Below are 22169 nucleotides of genomic sequence, written 5' to 3' on the forward strand. Positions count from 1 at the left end.
GAGGGGATAGGCTGTGCAGGTGCGGCAGAACGGTGAGCGCTGGCGTGCGCCCTACGCCACCGATCCGGCGGTGACCCGCGGGCGGCTGATCCCCGAGGCGTTCTCGCCGACCCGCAGCGACTTCCAGCGCGATCGCGACCGGATCATCCACTCCACCGCCTTCCGACGTCTGAAGCACAAGACGCAGGTCTTCGTGCATCACGAGGGCGACCATTACCGCACGCGGCTCACCCACAGCCTGGAGGTGAGCCAGATCGCTCGCGCCTTGGCCCGGGCGCTCGGCCTCGACGAGGATCTCGCCGAGGCGCTGGCGCTCAGCCACGACCTCGGCCACACGTGTTTCGGCCATACCGGCGAGGATGCGCTGCACGCCTGCATGGCCGAATACGGCGGCTTCGACCACAACGCCCAGGCGCTGCGCATCGTCACCCGGCTGGAGCGGCGCTATGCCGGCTTCGACGGGCTCAACCTGACCTGGGAGACGCTGGAGGGCCTCGTCAAGCACAACGGCCCGCTCCTCGACGCGTCCGGCACACCGACCCGGCGCTACGCCGGCACCGGCATCCCCGCGGCGGTGCTCGAGTACAACGCGGTCAACGACCTCGAATTGTCGCGCTTCGCCGGACCGGAGGCGCAAGGCGCTGCGCTCGCCGACGACATCGCCTACGACGCCCATGACCTCGATGACGGCCTGCGGGCCGGGCTGTTCGATCTCGCGGACCTCGCCACCGTACCCTTCCTGAAGGGGTTGCTCGACGAGATCGACGCCCTGCATCCCGGCCTGGAGCCGTCGCGGAAGATCCACGAGTTGGCGCGCCGCGTCATCACACGCTTCGTCGAGGACGTGATCCGCGAGGGGGAGGCACGCATCGCCGCGCTGGCGCCGGAGAGCGTCGGCGACATCCGCGCTGCGTCCGAGCCCGTCATCGCCTTCTCGCCCGCCATCGCGGCGGCGGATGCCGACATCAAGCGCTTCCTGTTCGCGCGGATGTACCGCCATCCCGAGGTGATGGCGGTGCGGGCCAAGGCCGCGACCATCGTCGACGACCTGTTCTCGGCCTTCCGCGCCGATCCGGCGCGGATGCCCGCCGAATGGTCGGAGGGATTGGAGGGCGCGAGCGAGGCCCGCGTCGCCCGGCGCATCGCCGATTACATCGCCGGCATGACCGACACCTACGCGGTGCTGGAGCACGGCCGGCTGTTTCCAGCGACGCCCAACTTGCACTGGAGCCCGCCGAGCCGGGGCCTGCCACTGACGGAGCCGTGAGGCGCGGTCGGCGGAAGGCTCAAGGGGATCAGTAGCAGACGCAATTCGAGCCGTAGCCGGTGTTGTAGACCGGGGCGTAGCCGGTGGTGACGGGGGCGTAGCCATAGCTGTAGCCGTAATCGGGCGCCGCGTAGCCGCCGTAACCACCCCAGCCGTAGCCGCCGCTCAGTGCACCGCCGGCGAGCCCGAGGCCCAGTCCCAGCCCGGCGCCGGCGAGGCCGCCTCCGACGCCCCGGCCGTAGCCGTAGCCCGCGCCATAGCCCCGGCCGTAGAAGCCGCGCGCGGCGTGGCCGGGATACCCGTAGCCGCCCCGGTAGCCGAAGCCGCGATGCCCGAAGCCGGCGCGGCCGCCAGCGAACCCGCCGCGATAGCCACCGACGCGGCCGGCATGACCGAAGCGCGCGCCGTAGCCGTGATGGCCGTAGCCGCCGTAATGGCGCGCACCACCGACATAGCCGCCATGACCGCCGAAATCGCGGGCCTCGGCCGTTGCGGGAGCGACGGTCAGGGCGGCAAGAGCGGTGGCGGCAAGGGCAAGGAACTTCATCGGGCAGTCTCCGCAGGGAATCTCGCCCTCGACAACACCGCCTTTCCCGCACTGCGTGCAACGCTGCATTCTACTCAGACGCTGCCTTGTCCCCCTACGAAGAGCGGCGCAGGTCGGCAGGGAGCCTGGAGAGGACCGAGTGACCGCCGACCGCAACACCCCGCGCGAAACCCGCGCCGCCTATCCCCGCCTCGTGCCGCTGGCGACGCGCTGGGGCGACAACGACGTCTACGGGCACGTGAACAACGTCGTCTACTATGCCTTCTTCGACACGGCGGTGAACGGGATCCTAGTGGCGGCGGGCGCCCTCGACATCGCCCGTTCCTCCGTCATCGGCCTCGTGGTGGAGACGGGCTGCCGCTACTTCACCCCGGTCGCCTTCCCGGACCGGATCACCGCCGGCGTGCGGGTGGCCCATCTCGGCCGCACCAGCGTGCGCTACGAGATTGCGATCTTTCGCGATGACGAACCGGAGGCCGCCGCGCAGGGCCACTTCGTCCATGTCACCGTCGACCGGGAGACGCGCCGGCCGGTACCGCTGCCGGAGCGGCTGAGGGCAGTGCTGGCGGAACTCGCGGGCGACCGGGGGCAGGCGCCGTGACACTCCCGCCCGCCATTGCTATGCCGCCCCGGACGGTTCCGGCCGCCCGACATGCGGGTTGGCCGGCACGCGGCAATGACGAACACTGAGCCTCATGAACATCTTCGCCCTCTTCGAGACGCGCGTGCGCGAGGCGCTCGAATCGCTCACCCGCTCCGGCCGGCTACCCGAGGGGCTCGACCTGTCGCGCGTCGTGGTCGAGCCGCCGCGCGATCCGTCGCACGGCGATCTCGCCACCAACGCCGCCCTGGTGCTGGCGAAGGAGGCCAAGCAGAATCCGAAGGCGCTCGGCGAGGCGCTGGCCGAAGAACTGCGCACCGACCCCCGCGTCGTCGAGGCCAGCGTGGCGGGCCCCGGCTTCATCAACCTGCGGCTCGCGCCGGAGGTTTTTCATGATGTGATCCGTGCGGCGCTCAACGAGGGCGAGAACTTCGGGCGCGGAAAAATGCCGGGCGGCCCGGTCAATATCGAGTACGTCTCGGCCAATCCCACCGGACCGATGCATGTCGGCCACGGGCGGGGCGCGGTGTTCGGCGACGCGCTCGCGAACCTGCTCGCCGCCGCCGGCCGGCCGGTGACGCGCGAGTATTACATCAACGATGCCGGCGCGCAGGTCGATGTGCTCGCCCGCTCCGCCTTCCTGCGCTACCGCGAGGCGCTCGGCGAGACGATCACGATCCCGGAAGGCCTCTATCCCGGCGACTACCTCAAGCCGGTGGGGGCGAAGCTGGCGGAAACGCATGACCGGGCGCTGCTCGACAAGCCCGAGCACGAATGGTTGCCGCTGGTGCGCAGCTTCGCCATCGACGCGATGATGGACACGATCCGGGAGGATCTGGCGGCGATCGGCATCCGCCACGACGTGTTCTTCTCGGAAGCCACGCTTCAGGGCGGGAACGGCGGCCAAGGGGGCAACCGAGTCGCAGAGCTGCTCGACGCGCTGCGGCAGAAGGGCCTCGTCTACGAGGGGCGTCTGCCGCCGCCCAAGGGCCAGTTGCCTGAGGATTGGGAGGACCGGGAGCAGACCCTGTTTCGCTCGACGCAGTTCGGCGACGACGTGGATCGGCCGCTCCTGAAGTCCGACGGCTCCTACACCTACTTCGCCTCCGACATCGCCTATCACCGTGACAAGTGGCTGCGCGGCGCCAACGAACTCATCGACGTGCTCGGGGCCGACCATGGCGGCTACGTTAAGCGCATGCAGGCGGCGGTGAAGGCGGTCAGCGACGGCCAGGCCCGGCTCGACGTCAAGCTCTGCCAGCTCGTGCGGCTTTTGCGCGCAGGCGAGCCGGTGAAGATGTCGAAGCGTGCAGGCGAGTTCGTGACGCTGCGCGACGTCATCGACGAGGTCGGACGCGACGCGATCCGCTTCATGATGCTCTACCGCAAGAACGACGCGACGCTGGATTTCGACCTCGCCAAGGTCGTGGAGCAGTCGAAGGACAACCCGGTCTTCTACGTCCAGTACGGCCACGCCCGCCGCTTCTCGGTGCTGCGCCAGGCTCGCGAGGCGATGCCGGACGAGGATTTCTCACGCGCGGGGCTGCTGGCCGGCGCGGACCTCTCGGGTCTCACCGATCCCGGCGAGATCGAGATGATGCGCCTGATTGCTCAATATCCGCGGGTGCTCGAATCAGCGGCGGCGGCGCATGAGCCCCACCGAATCGCGTTCTACCTCTATGAAACGGCCAGTTCGCTTCATAGTTTCTGGAATAAGGGCAAAGACTTGCCGCAATTACGGATTGTTAATCCAACCGACAGAAAATCCACTCGGGCTCGCTTAGCCCTCGTGGAGGCATTGGGCGGCGTTCTTGCCTCCGGCCTCGCGGTTTTGGGCGTCTCCGCACCCGATGAGATGCGGTGACCGAGGACGGCTGTTGAGAGGATGAAGCCATGACGGGACACGCTTCGCGCGCGACGGTCGATTTCGATGCCTTCGAGCGCGAGTTGCGTCAGACGTCGCAGGAGGCGGTCCGGGGGCAGGCGCCGCAGGGCGCCGCCAAGGGCGACCCGCTCGCCGAGCTGGCCCGCATTGTCGGGCAGGACGACCCCTTCCGCGCCCTGCTCGAGGCGCGGGAGAAGAATACGGCCCACGAGGCCCCGGCACCCGTGACGCGTGCGCCCGAGGCGGGCCGCCCGGCGCGGGTCGAGCCGACCTTCGTGGACGCACCCACCCATCATCAGGACCAGGCGCACGGCCAACCCCAGGGTCAGTCTCAGAGCCCGGCGGACGCCTTCGACCAGTATCTCGCCTCCGTCGAGCAGGGCATGTACGCCGACGGCCCTACCGATCCGGCCGCCTTTGCCCAGGCCGATGAGGGCTATCGCATGGGCCGCGCGGAGCGTCCGCGAGCCCGCAACCGTCTCGTTCAGGTCGGAGCCGGACTCGCGGTAGTCGCCGTCTGCGTCGGCGGCGCCCTGGCATGGCGCGGCACCCACGGCAGCGGCGGCGGCGGCCCGATCACGGTGCTCGCCGACAAGACCCCGCTGAAGGTGCAGCCGACGGCCACCGACGGCGTCGAGATCCCCGATCAGAACAAGCAGATCTACGACCGCAACGCCAAGGACGGTCAGATCAAGATCGTCAACCGCGAGGAGCAGCCGCTCGACGTCAACCAGGCCGCCCGCAGCGCCGCCGCGCGCAGCGAGGGTGCGGAACCGGGGCAGGGCGGGGCGACCCCCGGCCAGGGCGGCATGCTGTCCGACACGTTCGGAGAGCCGCGCCGGGTGCGCACCGTCTCGGTCAAGCCGGATACGCCGGTTCTCCAGCCGTCGGCGCCCCAGGCCGAGGCGGCCCAGGCTCAGGCCCCGACTTCGCCGATCCCGACCATGACGATGCCCGACACCTCCGGCGGCGGCACCACGACGCCCGCTGCGGAGCCCCGGCGGTCCACGTCGCCGTCGCGCACCCTGGCCTCGGCACCGGCTGCGACGCCCGTCGCCGAAGCGCCGCCGGAGCCATCGGCCGCGCCCGCCGCGCGCCCGAAGGCCGCGCAGCGTCTCGCCTCCGTCTCGCCCGAGACCACCGCCAGCACGACCGAGCCGGCACACGCCTCCGCCTCGCTCACGGCGCCGATCAGCGGCTATTCGGTGCAGCTCGGCGTTCGCGGCAGTGAGAGCGAGGCGCGGGCTGCTCTCCGGGAGATGCAGGGCAAGTACAGCCAGCTCGCCGGCAAGCCCGAGCTGATCCGGCAAGCCGAGGTGAACGGCAAGACCCTGTTCCGCGTCCGCGTCGGACCGCTGGCCAAGAACGAGGCCTCCAGCCTGTGCAGCGCGCTTCAGGGCGCGGGCGGTCAGTGCTTCGTCGCCAAGAACTGAGCCGCAAAGAACTGAGCCAAAGACACGATTGCCACGGGCCGGCTCCGGCAACTCTCCCGGAGCCGGCTCGATTCCGAGCATCCCGTTCGCGACCTCGTCCTGAGGTACCCGCATAAGGGTGACCCGACGGCTCCTCCAGATCCCGTGCCATCCCTGGATGATCCTTCGAGGCCTCCGCTGCGCTATGGCACCTCAGGATAGTGGAGCGGATGGGATCGAATTCGTGCTCGGCCGTTGATGCGATTGCGGCAAGCCAGCCTCCTCCCGTCTCGACCTGACTCGCCCCATCCGAGGAATGCCGGTCCCATGACCTCAGCCAGCACGTCCCGCGCCGTCATCCTCGGCTGTTCCGGCACGACGCTGACAGCCGAGGAAACCGCTTTCTTCCGCGACCTGCGGCCCTGGGGCTTCATCCTGTTCAAGCGCAACATCGGCACGCCGGACGAGGTGCGCGCGCTCACCGCCGCCTTGCGCGAGACGCTCGGCCGGGCGGACGCGCCGATCCTGATCGATCAGGAGGGCGGGCGGGTGCAGCGCATGGGTCCGCCGCACTGGCCGAAATACCCGGCCGGCGGTCGCGTCGGCGCCCTCGGGGAAGGGGCCGCGGAGATCGCCCGGCTCGGCGCCCGACTGATGGCCCAAGACCTCTCGGATGTCGGCATCAACGTCGATTGCGCGCCGATGCTCGATGTGCCCGTCTCGGGCTCGGACAACATCATCGGCGACCGGGCCTACGGCGACACGCCCGAGCGGGTGATCGAGCTCGGCCGCGCCGTGGCCGAAGGGCTGATGGCGGGCGGCGTGCTGCCGGTCATCAAGCATATTCCCGGTCACGGGCGGGCGACCTGCGACAGCCATCTCGATCTGCCCGTGGTCGAGGCCGATCGGGTGAGTCTGGGGGAGAGCGACTTCCGCCCGTTCCGCGCTCTCGCCGACCTGCCGCTCGCCATGAGCGCGCACGTGGTCTTCACCGCCCTCGACTCGGAGCGGCCCGCCACCCTGTCGGAGCGCGTGATCCGCGAGGTCGTACGCGGCGAAATCGGCTTCGACGGCCTCCTGATGACCGACGACCTGTCGATGCATGCGCTCCAGGGTCCGTTCCGCGCGCGGGCGGAAGCCGCCTACCGCGCCGGCATCGACGTGGTGCTGCATTGCAATGGACGCATGGACGAGATGCGGGCCGTGGCCGAAGCGACGCCCGATCTGATGGGGGAAGGCGGCCGCCGTGCCGAAACCGCGCTCGCCCGCCTCACGCCTCCGGACGCCCTCGACGTGGCCGAGGCCCGCGCCCGTTTCGACGCGGCATTCCCGACGGCCTGACGACCCGCCCGGCAACGAGGCGGAGTGCGACAAAGAAGGGCAAGGGCTGCGCGCCCTTTGCCCGCTTGTGCGCCCCGCACTGCTTGTGTTCGCGCCACTCGATCCCTAGGTTCGCCCCAATTCAAGTGGAGGCGCCGCCGGAGTTGGTGCGGCGCAGGAGGTTGCCATGGGCAGCATGAGTGTCTGGCACTGGGTCATCGTGGCGGTTGTCGTCATGCTGCTGTTCGGCCGCGGCAAGGTGTCGGAGCTGATGGGCGACGTCGCCAAGGGCATCAAGGCCTTTAAGAAGGGCATGGCCGACGACGAGACCCAGCCGAATACCGCGACGAGCGTCCCGCCGGTGGGTCCGAACGATCCGGTGCGTACCCTGCCGCACCAGGGCGCTCCGGGTACCGCCCCGCAGCCGACCCATGTTCAGCCCACCATGCCGGCGGGCGATCACAAGGCCGTCTGAACAACGGGCTCGTAAGGGCTGAAACGGCGGTCGGGCACGGTTGAAGATCGGCTCCGGGCAGGATAGCGCGGGCCGCGCGCCCGTCCTCATCAGGCGCGGCCCCGCGGGACGGACGACGCAATGCTGGATATGAGCTGGGGCGAGGTGATGCTGATCGGCGGCGTCGCCCTGATCGTCATCGGACCCAAGGATCTGCCGAAGGCCCTGCGCACGCTGGGCCAGATCACCACCAAGGTCCAGCGGATGGCCGGCGAGTTCCGGTCGCAGTTCAACGAGGCGATCCGCGAGGCGGAGCTGGAAGAAGTCCGCCGCGACGTCGAGGGCGTCAAGCGGAGTGTCGACGCCGCGCGCCCGACCTTCAATCCCGTGGACACCATCCGCAACGAGATCCGCAGCGCGGTCGAGAGCCGTCCCGGCTCGGGCACGAAGGAGGCCGGGTCGACGGAGACCGGCAGCTTCGACGTGCCGCGACCGACCTCCGAACAGCAAGCCGCTCCGATGCAAAGCGCCGCGATGGAAGAGGCTCAGGCAGCCTCCTCCGCCGCCGAGGCGTCTCCCGTCCCCCCCGGCACCAAGACCGAGACAGGCCCGACTCCATGAGCGACGAGCGCGATGAGGCCGAGATCGAGGCCTCGCGGGCACCCCTTCTGGAGCACCTGATCGAACTGCGCTCGCGACTGATCAAGTCGCTGATCGCATTCATCGTGATGTTCTTCGGCTGCTTCTTCTTCTCGAAGCAGATCTACAATGTGCTGGTGCACCCTTATGTCTCGATCGTGGGGCCGCAGAACGCCGAGCTGATCGCGACCCACTTCCTCGAACAGGTCTTCACCAACATCAAGCTCAGCGTGTTCGGAGCGGGTTTCCTGGCCTTCCCGGTCATCGCCACGCAGGTCTACGCCTTCGTTGCGCCCGGCCTCTACCGCAACGAGCGGCAGGCCTTCCTGCCCTACCTCGTCGCCACACCGATCTTCTTCCTGCTCGGCGCGCTGGTCGTCTATTTCCTGGCGATGCCGCTGCTGATCCAGTTCTCGGTCTCGCTGCAGCAGATCGGGCAACCGGGCGAGGCGACGATTCGGCTGCTGCCGAAGGTCGACGAATATCTCTCGCTGATCATGACGCTGATCTTCGCGTTCGGTCTGGCCTTCCAGATGCCGGTCATCCTGACGCTTCTGGGTCAGATCGGTGTGATCGACGCGGCCTTCCTGCGGGAGAAGCGGCGCTACGCCATCGTGCTCGTCTTCGTCGCCGCCGCCGTTCTGACGCCGCCGGATGTGATCTCCCAGCTCTCGCTCGCGATCCCGATGCTGCTCCTCTACGAGGCCTCCGTGTTCTCGGTCGCCCGCATGGAGAAGATCCGCGCCGCAAAGCGCCGGGCGCAAGGGATCGAGGACTGATCCGGCCGCGTTCTTCGTAGCATCCCTCGCGCGGCCTCGCGGCGGCTGAGGAGAACTTGACAAAAGTTGCGCATCACCATCTTGTGCGCAATCTTGAAAGCAGAGCGGGCCGCGCCAGAACTCTCCGACCTCAGACGGAGAGAAGCTCATGTTTCGCACGATGCGGACCGCCTTCGCGGTCGCCGCCTTGGCCACGCTGGCGGGTGCGGCCCAGGCTGCCGACCTGCAACGGGTGCGCGGCACGGTCGAGAGCAGCGACGCCGGCTCGGTCACGATCAAGACCACCGACGGCACCACGGAGACGGTGCAGCTCGGCGGCGCCAAGTTCGCCTGGGTGGTGAGGTCGAGCCTCGACCAGATCAAGGAAGGCACCTTCATCGGCACCGCCACCAAGGGCGAGAACCCGATGACGGCGCTCGAAGTGGTGCTGTTCCCCGAATCCATGCGCGGCACGGCCGAAGGGCATTACGGCTGGGATGCGATCCCCGACCACACGGCGGGCGGCAGCGGCCCGGTGGTGAAGAGTTCCATGACCAACGGAACCGTAAAGGCTTCCGCCGGCGCGGGCGGCGCGCCGAAGGTCAAGAGCTCGATGACCAACGCCACCGTGGCCAGCAGCACCGCCGGCTCCGGCAGCGGCGGTGAGCGCACGCTGACCGTGACCTACGACAAGGACGGCTCGAAGACGATCGTAGTGCCGCCCAAGGCCCCGATCGTCGCCTTCGAGCCCTCCGACAAGTCGATCCTGACGCCGGGTGGCAAGATTTTCGTGGTCGCCGCCAAGGGCGGCGGCAAACTCGAGGGCAAGCTCGTCGCGGTGGGCAAGGACGGCCTCACCCCGCCGATGTGAAGTGGCATTTACGGGCTCACCGTCCCTGGCTACCGGCCAGGGACGGCCACAGGGGCCGTGCTGCCGCCGTGGCGGCGAGGCCGAGCCCGAGGAGCGAGACGACGGCTGCCAGGGCCGGCAGCTCCGCATAGCCCGCGCCGAGCGTCAGGGCGGTGCCGCCGAGCCAGGCGCCGAGCGCGTTGCCGAGATTGAACGCACCCTGATTGAGGGTCGAGGCGAGATTCGGTGCGTCGCTGGCCGCCTCCACCACCCAGACCTGAAGCGGTGAGACCAGGGCGAAGGCGAGCCCGCTCCACAGCACCAGCACCGCGAGCGCCGGACCTGCGAAGGGCGCGACCAGCGCGAACGCGACGAGCACCGCGATCAGCCCGGCGAAGCTGCCGAGCACCGTGCGCATCAGGCTGCGGTCGGCAAGCCAGCCGCCCGCGAGATTGCCGACGGTGAGTCCGACACCGGCCGCAAACAGCGCCCCCGTGACGCCACCGGGCGTCAGATGCGTCACGGTGAGCAGGAACGGCGCGATGTAGGTGAAGACGGTGAAGAAGCTCACCGAGGACAGGGTCGAGACCAGCATCGGCCGCAGCACCGGCCAGCGCCCGAGCGCCCGGAATTCCTTGGCGAGGCCGCCGCGCGTGCCCGGCATCCCGCCGGGCAGGGCGAACGCGATGGCGGCCCCCGCAGCAAGCCCGATGCCGACCACGGCCCAGAAGGTCGAGCGCCAGCCGAGCGCCTGACCGAGTGCCGTGCCGAGCGGCACGCCGAGCACGTTGGCGAGCGTCAGCCCCGCGAACATCAGCGAGACGGCCTGGGTGCGCTTCTCCCGCGGCACGAGGTTGCGGGCGACGATGGCGCCGATGCCGAAGAAGGCGCCGTGGGCGAAGGCGGTGGCGACCCGCGCGGCCATCAGCCATTCGTAGCTCGACGCCAGGGCGCAAGCGAGATTGCCGAGGGTGAACACCGCCATCAGGGCGAGCAGGGCCGCCTTTCGCGGCAGGGGGGCCGTCGCCATCGCCACGATCGGTGCGCCGACTACGACGCCGAGCGCGTAGCCGGAGACGAGGTGGCCCGCCTGCGGGATGGTGACGCCGAAATCACGTGCCACCTCGGGCAGAAGGCCCATGATGACGAACTCGGTCGTGCCGATGCCGAAGGACGCGACGGCGAGCGCGAGGATCGGCAGGGATGCCATGCAAGGTGCTCCGATGCGGCGCAGGTGAGCGGCGCATTTGTTGCGCTGCAAGATGAGCGCCGCAAATTGGTCATCCGGCAGCCGCGCGACAGCCGCGTGACCGGGAGGCTGGTCTGCACTCACGTCAGAACGATCCGTTCAAGCCGTACGCGCCGGTTTTGCCTTGAACCCTCAAGGGTGGCGTTCGCGGGCAAAAAGATTTTCCCTGTATGGCTTCGTGCAGCGATAGAACTCTCCTCCACTTCAAAAAAACAACGCAAAAACAATCCGTTGATTTGCCCTGCCCTAGATCTCTAAATTCCAGGGCAACAACGTCTCAACAACGCTCCGCAGATCTCCGAATATCGAAGCTCCGAAATGCTCCTGCTGGAGCGTTCGGGCGCCGGTCTTTTGCGGCTGCGGCCCTGCCTCGGATGTTTCGCGATGCCCGCACGGATCGTTGCCTTCTCCGGCAACACGCACCGCCCCTCCCGCACCCGCACGCTGGTGGAGGCGGTGGCCGCCGAATTGTCGCGCCTTCGCCCGATCGACCTGAAGGTCTACGATCTCGTCGATGCCGGCACCGGCATCGCCGTCGCGAGCCGCTCGGCCCTGCCGCTGCCGGCAGCGCGAATCGTGGAGGCGATCGAGTCGGCCGACGCGTTGATCGTCGGCTCGCCGGTCTACAAGGGCAGCTATGCGGGGCTGTTCAAGCACCTGATCGACTTCGTCGCCCCCGACGCCCTCGTCGGCAAGCCGGTGGTGCTGACCGCGACCGGCGGCGGCCCGCGCCACGCGCTGGTGGTCGAGCACAGCTTGCGCCCGCTGTTCGGCTTCTTCTCGGCGCAGGCGGCGGCGACCGCGGTCTATGCCGGCGACACCGAGATCAGCGAGGGCCGCGTCGCCGACGCGATCGTGCGCGCCCGCATGGCCCAGGCCGCGGCCGAACTCGCCCGGCTGCTCGACATCGCGCAGGGCGCGACCGTGTCCGCCGCGGCCTCTGCGCCGCTGGCGACCGCCGCCGCCCGCTGAGGCGCCGATGCTCGGCCGCCGCCACTTTCTCGCAGCCGGCCTCGCTGCGGCCGGCACCGTGCTCTCGCTCCGCGGTGCCCGCGCAGCCGAACCCGGCGTGCTGCGCATCGGCTACCAGAAGAACGGCATCCTGGCCGTCGCCCGGGAGCAATCCGCGATCGAGGAGCGCCTGAAGGCTCAGAACGTGAGCGTGCGCTGGGTCGAGTTCTCGTTCGGCCCCCCGCTTCTGGAGGCGCTGAACCTCGGCGCCATCGATTTCGGCCAGACCGGAGACGCGCCACCGATCTTCGCCCAGGCCGCGGGAGCCAACCTCGTCTACGCCGCGGCCCAGCCCAAGGGCGGCTCGGGCTCGGCGATCCTGCTGCCGAAGGGGTCTGCCATCGCCTCGCTCGCCGACCTGAAGGGCAAGCGGGTCGCTTTCGCCAAGGGATCGAGCGCACACAATCTCACCGTCGCCGCCCTGGAGAAGGCGGGCCTCACCTACCGCGACATCACCCCGGTCCTGCTGGCGCCGGCCGACGGCGCGGCTGCGTTCGCCGGTGGCACGATCGACGCCTGGACGGTGTGGGATCCCTACTTTGCCATCGCCGAGGACGGGCAGGGTGCGCGCATCCTGGTGCAGGCCGCGGACATCACCCCCACCAACAACTTCTTCCTCGCGAACAAGGCTTTCGCCGAGGAGCGCCCCGACGTGCTGAAGGCGGCCATCGCAGCGCTGGGCGAGGTCGCGCTCTGGTGCGAGGGCAACCGCCCCAGCGTCGCAGCGAGCCTCTCGAAGATCACCGGCGTGTCGCTCGCCGCCACAAGGCGGGCGGTCGAGCGCATCCGCTTCGTCATCGCACCGATGGATGCGGCGGTGACCGCCGAACAGCAGCGCATCGCCGACCGCTTCCACGCAATCGGTGTGATCCCCCGCCCGGTGCGGGTGTCCGACATCGTCTGGACGCCGCCCGAGACCGCCAACAAGACCCAGAACAACGGGTGAGCCGAACCATGGCCGATTCCGCCGCGATCCGATCGCTCCCCGGCCGCGCGAACCGCGCCGAGGCCGCCGCACCGCTCCCGCGCAAGCCTCTCCACGTACCTCTTCGCCTGCCCCTTCGCCTGCCGATCGGCCGGCTGTTGCCCTGGCTGCTGCCGAGCCTCGTCATCGTCGGCTGGCAGGCGGCAGCCTCGTTCGGGCTCGTCTCGACCCGGTTCATGCCGGCGCCCCTCGACGTCGCCGCCGCCGGCTGGCGTCTCGCCCAGACCGGCGAGCTCTGGGAGAACCTGTGGGTGAGCTTCGCCCGCGCCGCCTCCGGCTTCCTCATCGGCGGCGGCATCGGACTCTTCTTCGGGCTCGCCAACGGCCTGTCGAACCTCTCGGAAAAGCTCACCGACACCACGCTGCAGATGGTGCGCAACGTGCCCCACCTGTCGCTGATCCCGCTGGTGATCCTGTGGTTCGGCATCGACGAAGGGGCCAAGCTCTTCCTCGTCGCGCTCGGTGTGTTCTTCCCCATCTACGCCAACACCCTGCACGGCATCCGCTCGGTCGATCCGCAGCTGATCGAGATGGGCCGGGTCTACGGCATGAACCGGCGCGAGCTGTTCTGGCGCGTGGTGCTGCCGGGCGCGCTGCCCTCGATCTTCGTCGGCATCCGCTACGCGCTCGGCATCATGTGGCTGACGCTGATCGTCGCCGAGACGATCTCGGCCAATTCCGGCCTCGGCTACATGGCGATGCAGGCCCGCGAGTTCATGCTGGTCGATGTCGTGGTGCTGGCGATCCTGATCTACGCCGCCCTCGGCAAGCTCGCCGACAGCCTGACCCGGGCGCTGGAGCGCACCTGCCTCGCCTGGAACCCGGCCTACCGCAACACCTGATTCCTTCTCCGCGAGCGAGTTCCATGTCCGCTGCCACCGCCCTGCGCGTCGAGGACGCCTCCGCGCGTCCTCGTGACGCCGGCCTCGCCATCACTCTGCGCGGCCTCTCGAAGAGCTTCGAAGGGGGGGCCCCCGTCATCCGTGGGCTCGACCTGCACGTGCCCGCCGGCCAGTTCGTGGCCGTGGTCGGCCGCTCCGGCTGCGGCAAGAGCACCCTGCTGCGCCTGATCCTCGGTCTCGAAGAGCCGAGCGCCGGCCGCGTCACCGTCAACGGCGGTGCCGGCGCGGGCAAGGGTGCCGGCTCCTCGAAAAAAATCATGTTCCAGGAGCCGCGTCTGCTGCCCTGGGCGCGAGTCGCCGACAACGTCGCGGTCGGACTCGGGCGCGAGATTGGCCGCGCCGAGCGGCGTATCCGGGCGCTCGCCGTCCTCGACGAGGTCGGGCTCGCCGAGAAGGCCGGCAACTGGCCCGCAACCCTCTCTGGCGGCCAGCGCCAGCGGGTGGCGCTAGCCCGCGCCCTGGTGAGCCGCCCGGCGCTGCTGGCGCTGGACGAGCCGCTCGGCGCGCTCGACGCACTCACCCGCATCGAGATGCAGGCGATGATCGAGCGGATCTGGGAGGATCAGGGCTTCACCGCGATCCTCGTCACTCACGATGTCAGCGAGGCGGTGGCAATGGCCGACCGCATCCTCGTGGTCGAGGAGGGCGCCATCGCCCTCGATGTCGCCGTGGACGTGCCGCGCCCCCGCCGCCGCGGCGACCCGGCGCTGGCCGAACTCGAAGGCCGCATCCTCGACCGGCTTCTCGGCCGGAGCGCCTGAACCCTCCCTCGTTTTTTTCGGAGCGTACCCCATGACCGCCCAGACCGACGGCAAGACCGACGTTCTCTGGTTCCTGCCGACCCACGGCGATGGCCGCTATCTCGGCGCCTCGGAAGGCGCCCGCGACGTGTCGCTGCCCTATCTGCGCCAGATCGCCCAGGCCGCGGACGATCTCGGCTATTACGGCGTGTTGCTGCCGACCGGGCGCTCCTGCGAAGATTCCTGGGTGATCGCCTCGGCGCTGGCACCTCTGACGCAGCGCCTGCGCTTCCTCGTCGCCGTGCGCCCCGGCCTGCAGGAACCGTCGGTGGCCGCGCGCATGGCTGCGACGCTGGACCGGATCTCCGACGGGCGCCTCCTCATCAACGTGGTGACCGGCGGCGATCCCGTCGAACTCAAGGGCGACGGCGTCTTCCTCGACCACGACGAGCGCTACGTCGTCACCGACGAGTTCCTGCACATCTGGCGGGGGCTGATGGCCGGAGAGACCGTGAACTTCGAGGGCAAGCACCTGCGCACCGAGAACGGCCGGGTGATCTTCCGCCCCGTGCAGGCGCCCTATCCGCCGCTCTATTTCGGCGGCTCCTCGCCCGCCGGGATCGAGGTCGCGGCCGAGCATTGCGAGGTCTATCTCACCTGGGGCGAGCCCCCGGCCGGCGTCGCCGAGAAGATTTCTCGCGCCCGCGAGGCGGCGGAGCGCAAGGGCAAAACATTCTCCTACGGCATCCGCCTGCACGTGATCGTGCGCGAGACCGAAGGCGAGGCCTGGGACGCGGCGGAAAGGCTGATCTCGCGGCTCGACGACGCCACCATCGCCCAGGCGCAGGCGACCCTGAAGCGCCAGGATTCCGTCGGCCAGAGCCGGATGATGGCGCTGCACGGCGGCGACCGATCCAGGCTCGTGGTCTCGCCCAACCTCTGGGCAGGCGTCGGCCTCGTGCGCGGCGGCGCGGGTACGGCGCTGGTCGGCTCGGCGACCCAAGTCGCCGACCGGATGAAGGAGTACATCGATCTCGGAATCGACCGCTTCATCCTCTCCGGCTACCCGCATCTGGAAGAGGCCTACCGCTTCGCCGAACTCGTCTTCCCGAAGCTGCCGCTCCGCGCGACCACCGGCACGGCGCCGAGCACCGCCCGCAACAACGGCCCATTCGGCGAGGTCATCGCCAACGACATCGTGCCGACCCGCCGCGTCGGCGCCCACTGATCGGGGAGTGTTTTCGCGATGATCGCCCGCGCCCGTTCCGCTCCCATCATGTCGTCGCTGCCGCGCCTGTGGCTGGCGCTCGCCGCGCTGATCTTCGTCAGCCTGACTCTGGCGGCCCATGCCGAGGAGCGTACGGTGCGGGTCGGCTACCAGAAATACGGCACGCTGGTCCTGCTCAAGGGCCGGGGCACCCTGGAGCCGAAGCTCAAGGCGCTCGGCTACCGGGTGCAGTGGTCGGAGTTTCCCTCCGGCCCGCCGCTGATGGAAGCCTTGAACGCGGGTGCGGTCGATTTCGGCTCGGCGGGCGAAACCCCGCCGATCTTCGCCCAGGCCGCGAGCGACGCTCTGACCTACGTCGCCCACGAGCCGGCCGCGCCGAAGGGCGAGGCGATCCTGGTACCCAAGAGCAGCCCGATCCAGTCGGTGGTCGATCTGCGCGGCAAGAAGGTCGCGCTGAACAAAGGATCGAACGTCCACTACCTGCTGGTGCACGCCGTCGAGGCCGCGGGCCTGACGCTGGCCGACATCACGCCCGTCTACCTCGCACCCGCCGATGCGCGGGCAGCCTTCGAGCGCGGCGTGGTCGATGCCTGGGTGATCTGGGACCCGTACTTCGCCGCGGCCGAGGCCGGCGGCAACGCACGGGTGCTCGCCGACGGCACCGGCCTCGTGCCGAACCACCAGTTCTATCTCTCCTCCAAGAGCTTCGCAGCCGAGCACGGCCCAGCCCTCGACGCCATCGTGGCAGCTTTGGCCGAGGTCGATGCCTGGGCCAAGGACAACACCGACGCGGTGGCCAAGGAACTGAGCCCCTCCGTCGGCATCCCGGCGCCCATCCTCGGCATCGCCCTCAAGCGCCAGACCTACGGCATCCGCCCCCTCGACGAGGCGGTGACGGCCGAGCAGCAGCGCATCGCCGACACCTTCCACGGACTGAAGCTCGTACCGAGGACGGTCGATATCGCCGGTGCCGTGCGCAAGCCGGGAAGCTGAGAACACCGCTCCCCCTTTGTGGGAGGAAACATGCCCCAACCGTCTGCATCCCCCGGAACCCGAAAAGCTCCCATGAACCGCCGGTCCGCCGCCCGCCTCATCCTCGCTGGCTTCGCGCTCAGCTTCGCCCTCGGTGGCGACCCGGCCGCAGCGGACGACTCCACCCTGCGCATCGGCTATCAGCGCTCCTCGGCGCTGATCTCGCTTCTGCGCGAGGATGCGACCCTGGAGACGGCCCTGAAGCCGCTCGGCGTCACCGTCTCCTGGCACGAGTTCACCAGCGGCCTGCCGATCATGGAGGCGCTGAATGCCGGCCGCATCGATGTCTCGGCGGATGTCGCCGACACGGTGCCGGTCTTCGCGCAGGCGGCAAATGCCAAGATCACCTACATCGCGCAGGAAGCGGCCTCGCCGGAGGCGCAGGCGATTCTGGTGCCGGGGGATTCCCGGCTCAAAACCGTGGCCGATCTGAAGGGCCGCAAAGTCGCCGTCACCAAGGGCGCCGGCAGTCACTACCTGCTGCTCGCCGCTCTGAAGGCGGAAGGGCTGCCGTTCAAGAGCATCACACCGGCCTACCTCACCCCGGCGGACGGGCGCAGCGCGCTCGCGGGCGGCAGCGTCGATGCCTGGGTGGCATGGGACCCCTTCCTCTCCGCCGCGCAGATCCAGGCCGGGGCGCGCATCCTGAGGGACGGCACCGGGCTCTCGGCCTACAAACGCTACTACCTCGCCTCCGACGCCTACGCGGAAAAGCGCGCCGACGTCCTGACCCTGCTCGTCTCCAAGCTGCGCGAGGCCGGCACCTGGGTGAAGGCCAATCCAGACGCGGCGGCCGCGCGGCTGGCCGCCCTGTGGAAGATCGAGCCCGAGATCGTGAAACAGGCCAATACCCGCCGCTCCTACCGCGTCGAGCCGGTGAGCCGCGAGGGGCTGGCCGAGCAGCAGACCATCGCCGACGCGTTCCGCGCCGAGGGACTTCTGCCGCGCGCCGTCGACGCCGCGGCCCTCCCGGTCTGGGATCCGCCGACGCGCTGAGGGAACGCAAGGAGAGCGAGCTTAAGGACGTTCACGATGACCCGTCAGCCGAGCCTGCCCCCCATCGCGGTGATCGGTGCGGGGTTCAGCGGCACCATGGCCGCGCTCCAGCTCCTCTCCGTCCTGCCGCCGGAGCGTCCGGTCCTGCTATGCGAGCGCTCGGGAAGTTTTGCCCGAGGGCTGGCCTACGGCACCGGCAACCCGGCCCACCTGCTCAATGTGCGCGCCGCCAACATGAGCGCCTTCCCCGATCGGCCGGACCATTTCGAGGAGTGGCTCGCCGGCGCCGATCTCGGCGAGGGCGTGGTCAGGACCCCAGCCGGCACCTTCGTGGCGCGGGGCCATTACGGCAGCTATCTCACCGACCTGCTGACCGCGGCCGTCACGGGGCCGGGGGTGCCGCGCCTGCGCCTCGTCAACGACGCGGTGGTCGATCTGGAGCCGCGGGCCGGCGGGTTCGTGCTGCGCACCGAGGGTGGACAGACCCACCGGGCTGCCGGCGCCGTGCTCGCCATGGGCAACCTCGCGGCCGCCGCGCCGAAAAGCCGCCACAGCCTCGATCCCTGGGCACCCGAGAGCTTCGGCCGCCTGCACCCGCACGCGCCGGTCCTCATCGTCGGGACCGGCCTCACCATGCTCGACGCGGTGGCGAGCCTGCGCACGCAGGGCTTTTCCGGCGCCATCCTCGCCCTGTCGCGCCGCGGCCTGTTGCCGAACGCCCATGCTCCCGCCGACCTCTGGCCCGTCCCGGATCTGACACGGCCGACCTCACCTCCCTGAGGCGGCTCCTCGCACGTATCCGTGAGGAGGTGGCGCGAGCGGCGCAGGCGGGCAGGGGCTGGCATGGTGTCATCGACGCCCTGCGTCCGCTCACCGACACGATCTGGCGCAGTCTTCCGCCGCGCGAGCAGGCCCGGTTCCAGCGCCACCTGCGTCCGTTCTGGGACGTGCACCGCCACCGCACCGCCCCGCCCGCTGCGCAGGCGATCGCCGACGAGATCGCCCGCGGCGCGCTGACGGTGCGGGCCGGGCGCGTGCTTGCGATCGAGGATGAGGCGTCGCAGGCGGTGGTGACGCTGCGCCTGCGGGGGACCGAGCGCCCTGAGCGCCTCGCCGTCCAGGCGATGATCGACGCCACCGGCTTCGGTCATCTCAAGGAGAGCCGCGATCCGCTGCTGCAGCGCCTGCTGGAGCGAGGATTCGTGCGCCCCGGCCCGTTCGGACTCGGGCTCGATGCCGGCGTCGATTATCGGGCCATCGGCGGATCGATCGGGGAGGGCGGGGGACCGCTCTGGATCCTCGGGCCGCTCCTGCGCGGCGTGTTGTGGGAATGCACCGCGGTGCCCGACATCCGCAACGAGGCGGCGGAACTGGCCGGCCTCGCCGCCGCCGATCTCGATCGCGCCGCAGCGGCCTAGACCGAGCGCATCATCCGAGCCGTCCTGAAGCGGCGGAGAGCCCCGACTCTCCGCCGCTTCACGCGTTCGTGACGCCGATGATCCGCGTGACGGGTGCTTCGAACGCCGACGCCTTGTGTCCTAAACGTCTGTCTCGCCTGCCGTTTCACACGTTGCAGCACGCGGTCTTTCTGCCGCCGGCTCACAAATCGGAATCATTCTAAAGAGCTTGAACGAAGTTTGGACTTGTTCTAATTAAGAACCGTGACGGCGGGACGTCCGAAGCCGAGCGGCTTAGGACGGAGGATACCGCCAACCAGCGACGACCACACGGAACGGAGAGAGATCATGGCCACCTCGAGCAACGCCGCCTGCCAGAGCTGCCGCTTCTTCGACGATCACAAGACGAACGGCGCCCAGGCGGCGGGCGATCAGGGCCTGTGCCGCTTCAACCCGCCGGTGAGCCAACCCGACCCGCAGAGCCAGGGCCTCTGGCCGGTGGTCGCCTCCAAGGATTGGTGCGGCCACTTCACCGCCGACCTCGCCCCGGCCGAGTAAGTCGCGGTTCGAGCGAGGTAATCTGAAAGGGCCGGTGCCGCGCGCACCGGCCCTTTTCGCATGTGTCGTGCGAAGACCCGCAAATTGCGTCGGAACCGCCCTGCGGCGGTCATGATCCGGTCACCTTCCGATTCGATGGCTGCGGCGAAGGGGCAACGGTCCATGAGCGGACGGCCCGGTCGTCAGGTTGAACGGCGCGGCCCGCCACTTGCCGCCGCGCCCGAGTGGGGATGATTGCATGATCTTCGGACCGATCGGTGCACGCGCGCCTTTCCTCCGCACCGGCCGCACCGCGGCCCTCGCCGCCGGTCTTGCCGGCTTGGCTGCCCTGTCGGCAGCCCCGGCCTCGGCCGCCGCGCCCGCGCATGATCCGAGCGGCACGTGGCTGACGCAGGACGGCAAGGCGCGCATTCGCGTCGAGAAGTGCGGCCCGCAGGAGAAAAACCTGTGCGGCTACGCGGTGTGGCTGAAGACCCCGCTCAACGATGAGGGCAAGCCGCGGGTCGATTTCCGCAACCCCGATCCGAAGAAGCGCACCCGCGCCTCGCTCGGCCACCAGCTCATCCTCGGTCTCAAGCTGAACGAGGATGCTCATTACGAGGGCAAGATCTACAACGCCGAGGACGGCAAGTTCTACGACGTGACGGTCTGGTCGGACGAACCGGAGGAGTTGACGGTCAAGGGCTGCCTCATCGCCTTCCTGTGCCAGTCGCAGACCTGGAAGAAGGTCACCGACACGCAGCCGGGCCAGCTCACCGGCCCGACCAACGGCCCGAACGGCCCTCGCGCCGACGCCGAGTGGGCGCCCAAGGCCGCGCCCGGCGCGACCGCCAACGGCCCCGCCGCCACCGGTACCACCGGCGCCGCGCCCGCTGCCAAGCCGGCACCGAAGCCCGCTGCGCCCAAGGCCCCGGCCGCTCCGGCGCCGGCGCAGTAACCCGGTCCGACCGCCCATCGCCTCGGGGCGACGCCGGACGCCCGCGGGGTGCCACCCGGCGTCGCCATTCGTGAGGAATCAAGCCGTCGGCGTCGCTACGCGCTGGCGCAGACCCGCGATCACCGCCTTCAGCATCTCGTCGCTGGCCGTCTCAGTGAGGCCGCCGGGGGTGCGAGCGGCGTAGATCCGCTCGTGCACGAAGGCGAGCTTGGCGATCACCGCGGGCGTCAGCTTGAACGGGTAGAGCGGCGGTTGGCCCATGGAGCGGCTGAGCGAGTTCACCGCGTAGGTCAACGGAATCCACGCCTCGACCACGCGCTCGAAATCCGTCGCCTCGTAAGGGTCGAAATCGACGCAGGTCGACGGAGCCACCGGCTCGGCCGCGCCGCGCAGCTTCGGCCGCAGGCGGATCTCGAAGGCGCTACCGGTCTCCAGCGTGTCGATGATGTGCAGGTAGTGGGCGAAGGTCTCGGCGAAATCCTCCCATGGATGCGCGGTGGCGTAGGCCGAGACGAAGGATTCCTGCCAATCATGGGGCGGCCCCTGGGCGTGGTGGCGCTGGAGCGCGGCGCCGTAATCGGCACTCTCGTCGCCGAACAGCGCGCGGAAGGCCGGCAGGCTCGCATCGAAGCGCACCAGCAGGTTCCAGAAGTAATGCCCGATCTCGTGGCGGAAATGGCCGAGCAGGGTGCGGTAATACTCGCCGAACATCTTGCGGCGCCGCTCCCGCTCGACATCGTCGGCCTCGGCGATGGACAGCGTGATGAGCCCGTCGAGATGGCCCGTCATCACCGGCGGCCCGGCGGACTCGGCGAGGAAGTCGAAGGCGAGGCCGTCGGAGTACTGCGCCCGCGTCACCAGCGGCAGGTCGAGGCGCAGCAGCGAGTAGAACAGCCGATGCTTGGCCGCCTCGATCTGGCGCCAGCGGTCGAGGTTGGCCCCCACGCGCAGATCCGGCACCACGCGGTTGTGGCGACAGGTGACGCAGTAGATCTCGGGAGAATCCTCCGGCACCACCCAGTTGCAGGCGTCGTGAGCGGCATTGGCGCAGAGGCGGTACTTGCGGCCCGGATGGGCGTAGGCACGGAAGAGGGAGCCGCGCGCATCCTCGCCGCAGGGCTCCAGCGCCGAGACCTCGTGCCGATCGCAGACGTAGCCGAGCCGGCGCTCGCAGCTCTCGCAGACCGTGCTCTCGAAGGAGACCGGCTGGTCGCAGGCCTGGCACTGGAAGATCTTCATGAAGTGGCCCCGCTCCGTCCGTTGCGGGGACCAGACAAGAACCGGGCCGTGCCCTCGCCTCGTCCACAATCCCACGGCCCGCACGAGTCAAGGTTGTGAGCCGGACGAAGTTCCGCGCCGCCATTCCGCCGGGCCGCTGCACGCTTCTTGCTTTTTCCAAGC

The 22169-nt window shown here is 69.6% G+C and carries 23 protein-coding genes; 20 read left to right on the forward strand and 3 right to left on the reverse strand.

The window, feature by feature from the left end; translation table 11 throughout:
- Positions 1-13 precede the first annotated feature (13 nt).
- Complete coding sequence (locus FHU13_RS13725) at positions 14-1267, forward strand: deoxyguanosinetriphosphate triphosphohydrolase (RefSeq protein WP_183436441.1); 1254 nt, start codon at positions 14-16, stop codon at positions 1265-1267.
- 28 nt (positions 1268-1295) lie between these two features.
- Here FHU13_RS13725 and FHU13_RS13730 read toward each other — a convergent pair whose 3' ends face one another.
- Positions 1296-1814 (reverse strand): hypothetical protein, encoded by a 519-nt coding sequence (locus tag FHU13_RS13730; protein ID WP_183436442.1) that lies wholly within the window; start codon positions 1812-1814, stop codon positions 1296-1298.
- A gap of 139 nt (positions 1815-1953) precedes the next feature.
- Here FHU13_RS13730 and FHU13_RS13735 point away from each other — a divergent pair, with 139 nt between their 5' ends.
- From FHU13_RS13735 to FHU13_RS13770, 8 genes are all read left to right on the forward strand, one after another.
- Positions 1954-2415, forward strand: a complete 462-nt coding sequence (locus tag FHU13_RS13735) for a thioesterase family protein (protein WP_183436443.1) — start codon at positions 1954-1956, stop codon at positions 2413-2415.
- Positions 2416-2509: 94 nt separating this feature from the next.
- Entirely contained in the window at positions 2510-4279 is a 1770-nt protein-coding gene (gene argS, locus FHU13_RS13740; protein ID WP_183436444.1) for an arginine--tRNA ligase, read from the forward strand.
- Positions 4280-4308: 29 nt separating this feature from the next.
- Entirely contained in the window at positions 4309-5733 is a 1425-nt protein-coding gene (locus FHU13_RS13745; RefSeq protein WP_183436445.1) for an SPOR domain-containing protein, read from the forward strand.
- A gap of 306 nt (positions 5734-6039) precedes the next feature.
- Positions 6040-7053 carry a beta-N-acetylhexosaminidase gene (gene nagZ / locus FHU13_RS13750; protein WP_183436446.1) on the forward strand — a complete coding sequence of 338 codons (1014 nt, stop codon included), beginning with the start codon at positions 6040-6042 and terminating at the stop codon, positions 7051-7053.
- A gap of 166 nt (positions 7054-7219) precedes the next feature.
- The gene (locus tag FHU13_RS13755) at positions 7220-7507 is read left to right on the forward strand and encodes a twin-arginine translocase TatA/TatE family subunit (protein WP_183436447.1); all 288 of its coding nucleotides are present in this window, start codon (positions 7220-7222) and stop codon (positions 7505-7507) included.
- A gap of 120 nt (positions 7508-7627) precedes the next feature.
- Positions 7628-8107, forward strand: a complete 480-nt coding sequence (tatB, locus tag FHU13_RS13760) for a Sec-independent protein translocase protein TatB (RefSeq protein ID WP_183436448.1) — start codon at positions 7628-7630, stop codon at positions 8105-8107.
- Complete coding sequence (tatC, locus tag FHU13_RS13765) at positions 8104-8904, forward strand: twin-arginine translocase subunit TatC (protein ID WP_183436449.1); 801 nt, start codon at positions 8104-8106, stop codon at positions 8902-8904. Before tatB ends, tatC begins: the two co-directional genes overlap by 4 nt.
- 148 nt (positions 8905-9052) lie before the next feature.
- Complete coding sequence (locus FHU13_RS13770; RefSeq protein WP_183436450.1) at positions 9053-9754, forward strand: metal ABC transporter permease; 702 nt, start codon at positions 9053-9055, stop codon at positions 9752-9754.
- Positions 9755-9770: 16 nt separating this feature from the next.
- Here the strand turns inward: FHU13_RS13770 and FHU13_RS13775 are convergent, their stop codons facing one another.
- Complete coding sequence (locus FHU13_RS13775) at positions 9771-10943, reverse strand: MFS transporter (protein ID WP_183436451.1); 1173 nt, start codon at positions 10941-10943, stop codon at positions 9771-9773.
- Between the two features lie 423 nt (positions 10944-11366).
- Here FHU13_RS13775 and msuE point away from each other — a divergent pair, with 423 nt between their 5' ends.
- The 11 genes from msuE to FHU13_RS13825 all read left to right on the forward strand — a co-directional run bounded on the left by msuE (position 11367) and on the right by FHU13_RS13825 (position 20768).
- Entirely contained in the window at positions 11367-11954 is a 588-nt protein-coding gene (gene msuE / locus FHU13_RS13780; protein ID WP_183436452.1) for an FMN reductase, read from the forward strand.
- A 7-nt stretch (positions 11955-11961) separates the two neighbouring features.
- The gene (locus FHU13_RS13785) at positions 11962-12939 is read left to right on the forward strand and encodes an aliphatic sulfonate ABC transporter substrate-binding protein (protein ID WP_183436453.1); all 978 of its coding nucleotides are present in this window, start codon (positions 11962-11964) and stop codon (positions 12937-12939) included.
- Positions 12940-12947: 8 nt separating this feature from the next.
- On the forward strand, positions 12948-13820 hold the full coding sequence (locus FHU13_RS13790; RefSeq protein WP_183436454.1) for an ABC transporter permease subunit: 873 nt from the start codon (positions 12948-12950) through the stop codon (positions 13818-13820).
- Between the two features lie 23 nt (positions 13821-13843).
- A complete protein-coding gene (locus tag FHU13_RS13795) occupies positions 13844-14641 on the forward strand; it encodes an ATP-binding cassette domain-containing protein (RefSeq protein WP_183436455.1) in 798 nt (265 codons plus the stop codon).
- A gap of 31 nt (positions 14642-14672) precedes the next feature.
- On the forward strand, positions 14673-15848 hold the full coding sequence (gene ssuD, locus FHU13_RS13800; RefSeq protein ID WP_183436456.1) for an FMNH2-dependent alkanesulfonate monooxygenase: 1176 nt from the start codon (positions 14673-14675) through the stop codon (positions 15846-15848).
- An 18-nt stretch (positions 15849-15866) separates the two neighbouring features.
- Entirely contained in the window at positions 15867-16841 is a 975-nt protein-coding gene (locus FHU13_RS13805; RefSeq protein ID WP_183436457.1) for a sulfonate ABC transporter substrate-binding protein, read from the forward strand.
- A gap of 72 nt (positions 16842-16913) precedes the next feature.
- Positions 16914-17876 carry an aliphatic sulfonate ABC transporter substrate-binding protein gene (locus tag FHU13_RS13810; protein ID WP_183436458.1) on the forward strand — a complete coding sequence of 321 codons (963 nt, stop codon included), beginning with the start codon at positions 16914-16916 and terminating at the stop codon, positions 17874-17876.
- Positions 17877-17912: 36 nt separating this feature from the next.
- Positions 17913-18656, forward strand: a complete 744-nt coding sequence (locus tag FHU13_RS27745; protein ID WP_246714657.1) for an FAD/NAD(P)-binding protein — start codon at positions 17913-17915, stop codon at positions 18654-18656.
- Between the two features lie 29 nt (positions 18657-18685).
- Entirely contained in the window at positions 18686-19294 is a 609-nt protein-coding gene (locus tag FHU13_RS27750; protein WP_246714658.1) for an FAD/NAD(P)-binding protein, read from the forward strand.
- 327 nt (positions 19295-19621) lie between these two features.
- Positions 19622-19831: a hypothetical protein gene (locus tag FHU13_RS13820; RefSeq protein WP_003606058.1), complete on the forward strand. Its 210-nt coding sequence runs from the start codon at positions 19622-19624 to the stop codon at positions 19829-19831.
- Between the two features lie 238 nt (positions 19832-20069).
- On the forward strand, positions 20070-20768 hold the full coding sequence (locus FHU13_RS13825) for a DUF2147 domain-containing protein (RefSeq protein ID WP_183436459.1): 699 nt from the start codon (positions 20070-20072) through the stop codon (positions 20766-20768).
- A 78-nt stretch (positions 20769-20846) separates the two neighbouring features.
- On the opposite strand, the gene FHU13_RS13830 is transcribed toward FHU13_RS13825, so the two are convergent.
- Positions 20847-22007 (reverse strand): putative zinc-binding metallopeptidase, encoded by a 1161-nt coding sequence (locus FHU13_RS13830; RefSeq protein WP_183436460.1) that lies wholly within the window; start codon positions 22005-22007, stop codon positions 20847-20849.
- Positions 22008-22169 lie beyond the last annotated feature (162 nt).

Origin of the sequence: Methylobacterium sp. R2-1 (genome assembly GCF_014191355.1) — a bacterium.
Classification (GTDB): Bacteria; Pseudomonadota; Alphaproteobacteria; order Rhizobiales; family Beijerinckiaceae; genus Methylobacterium.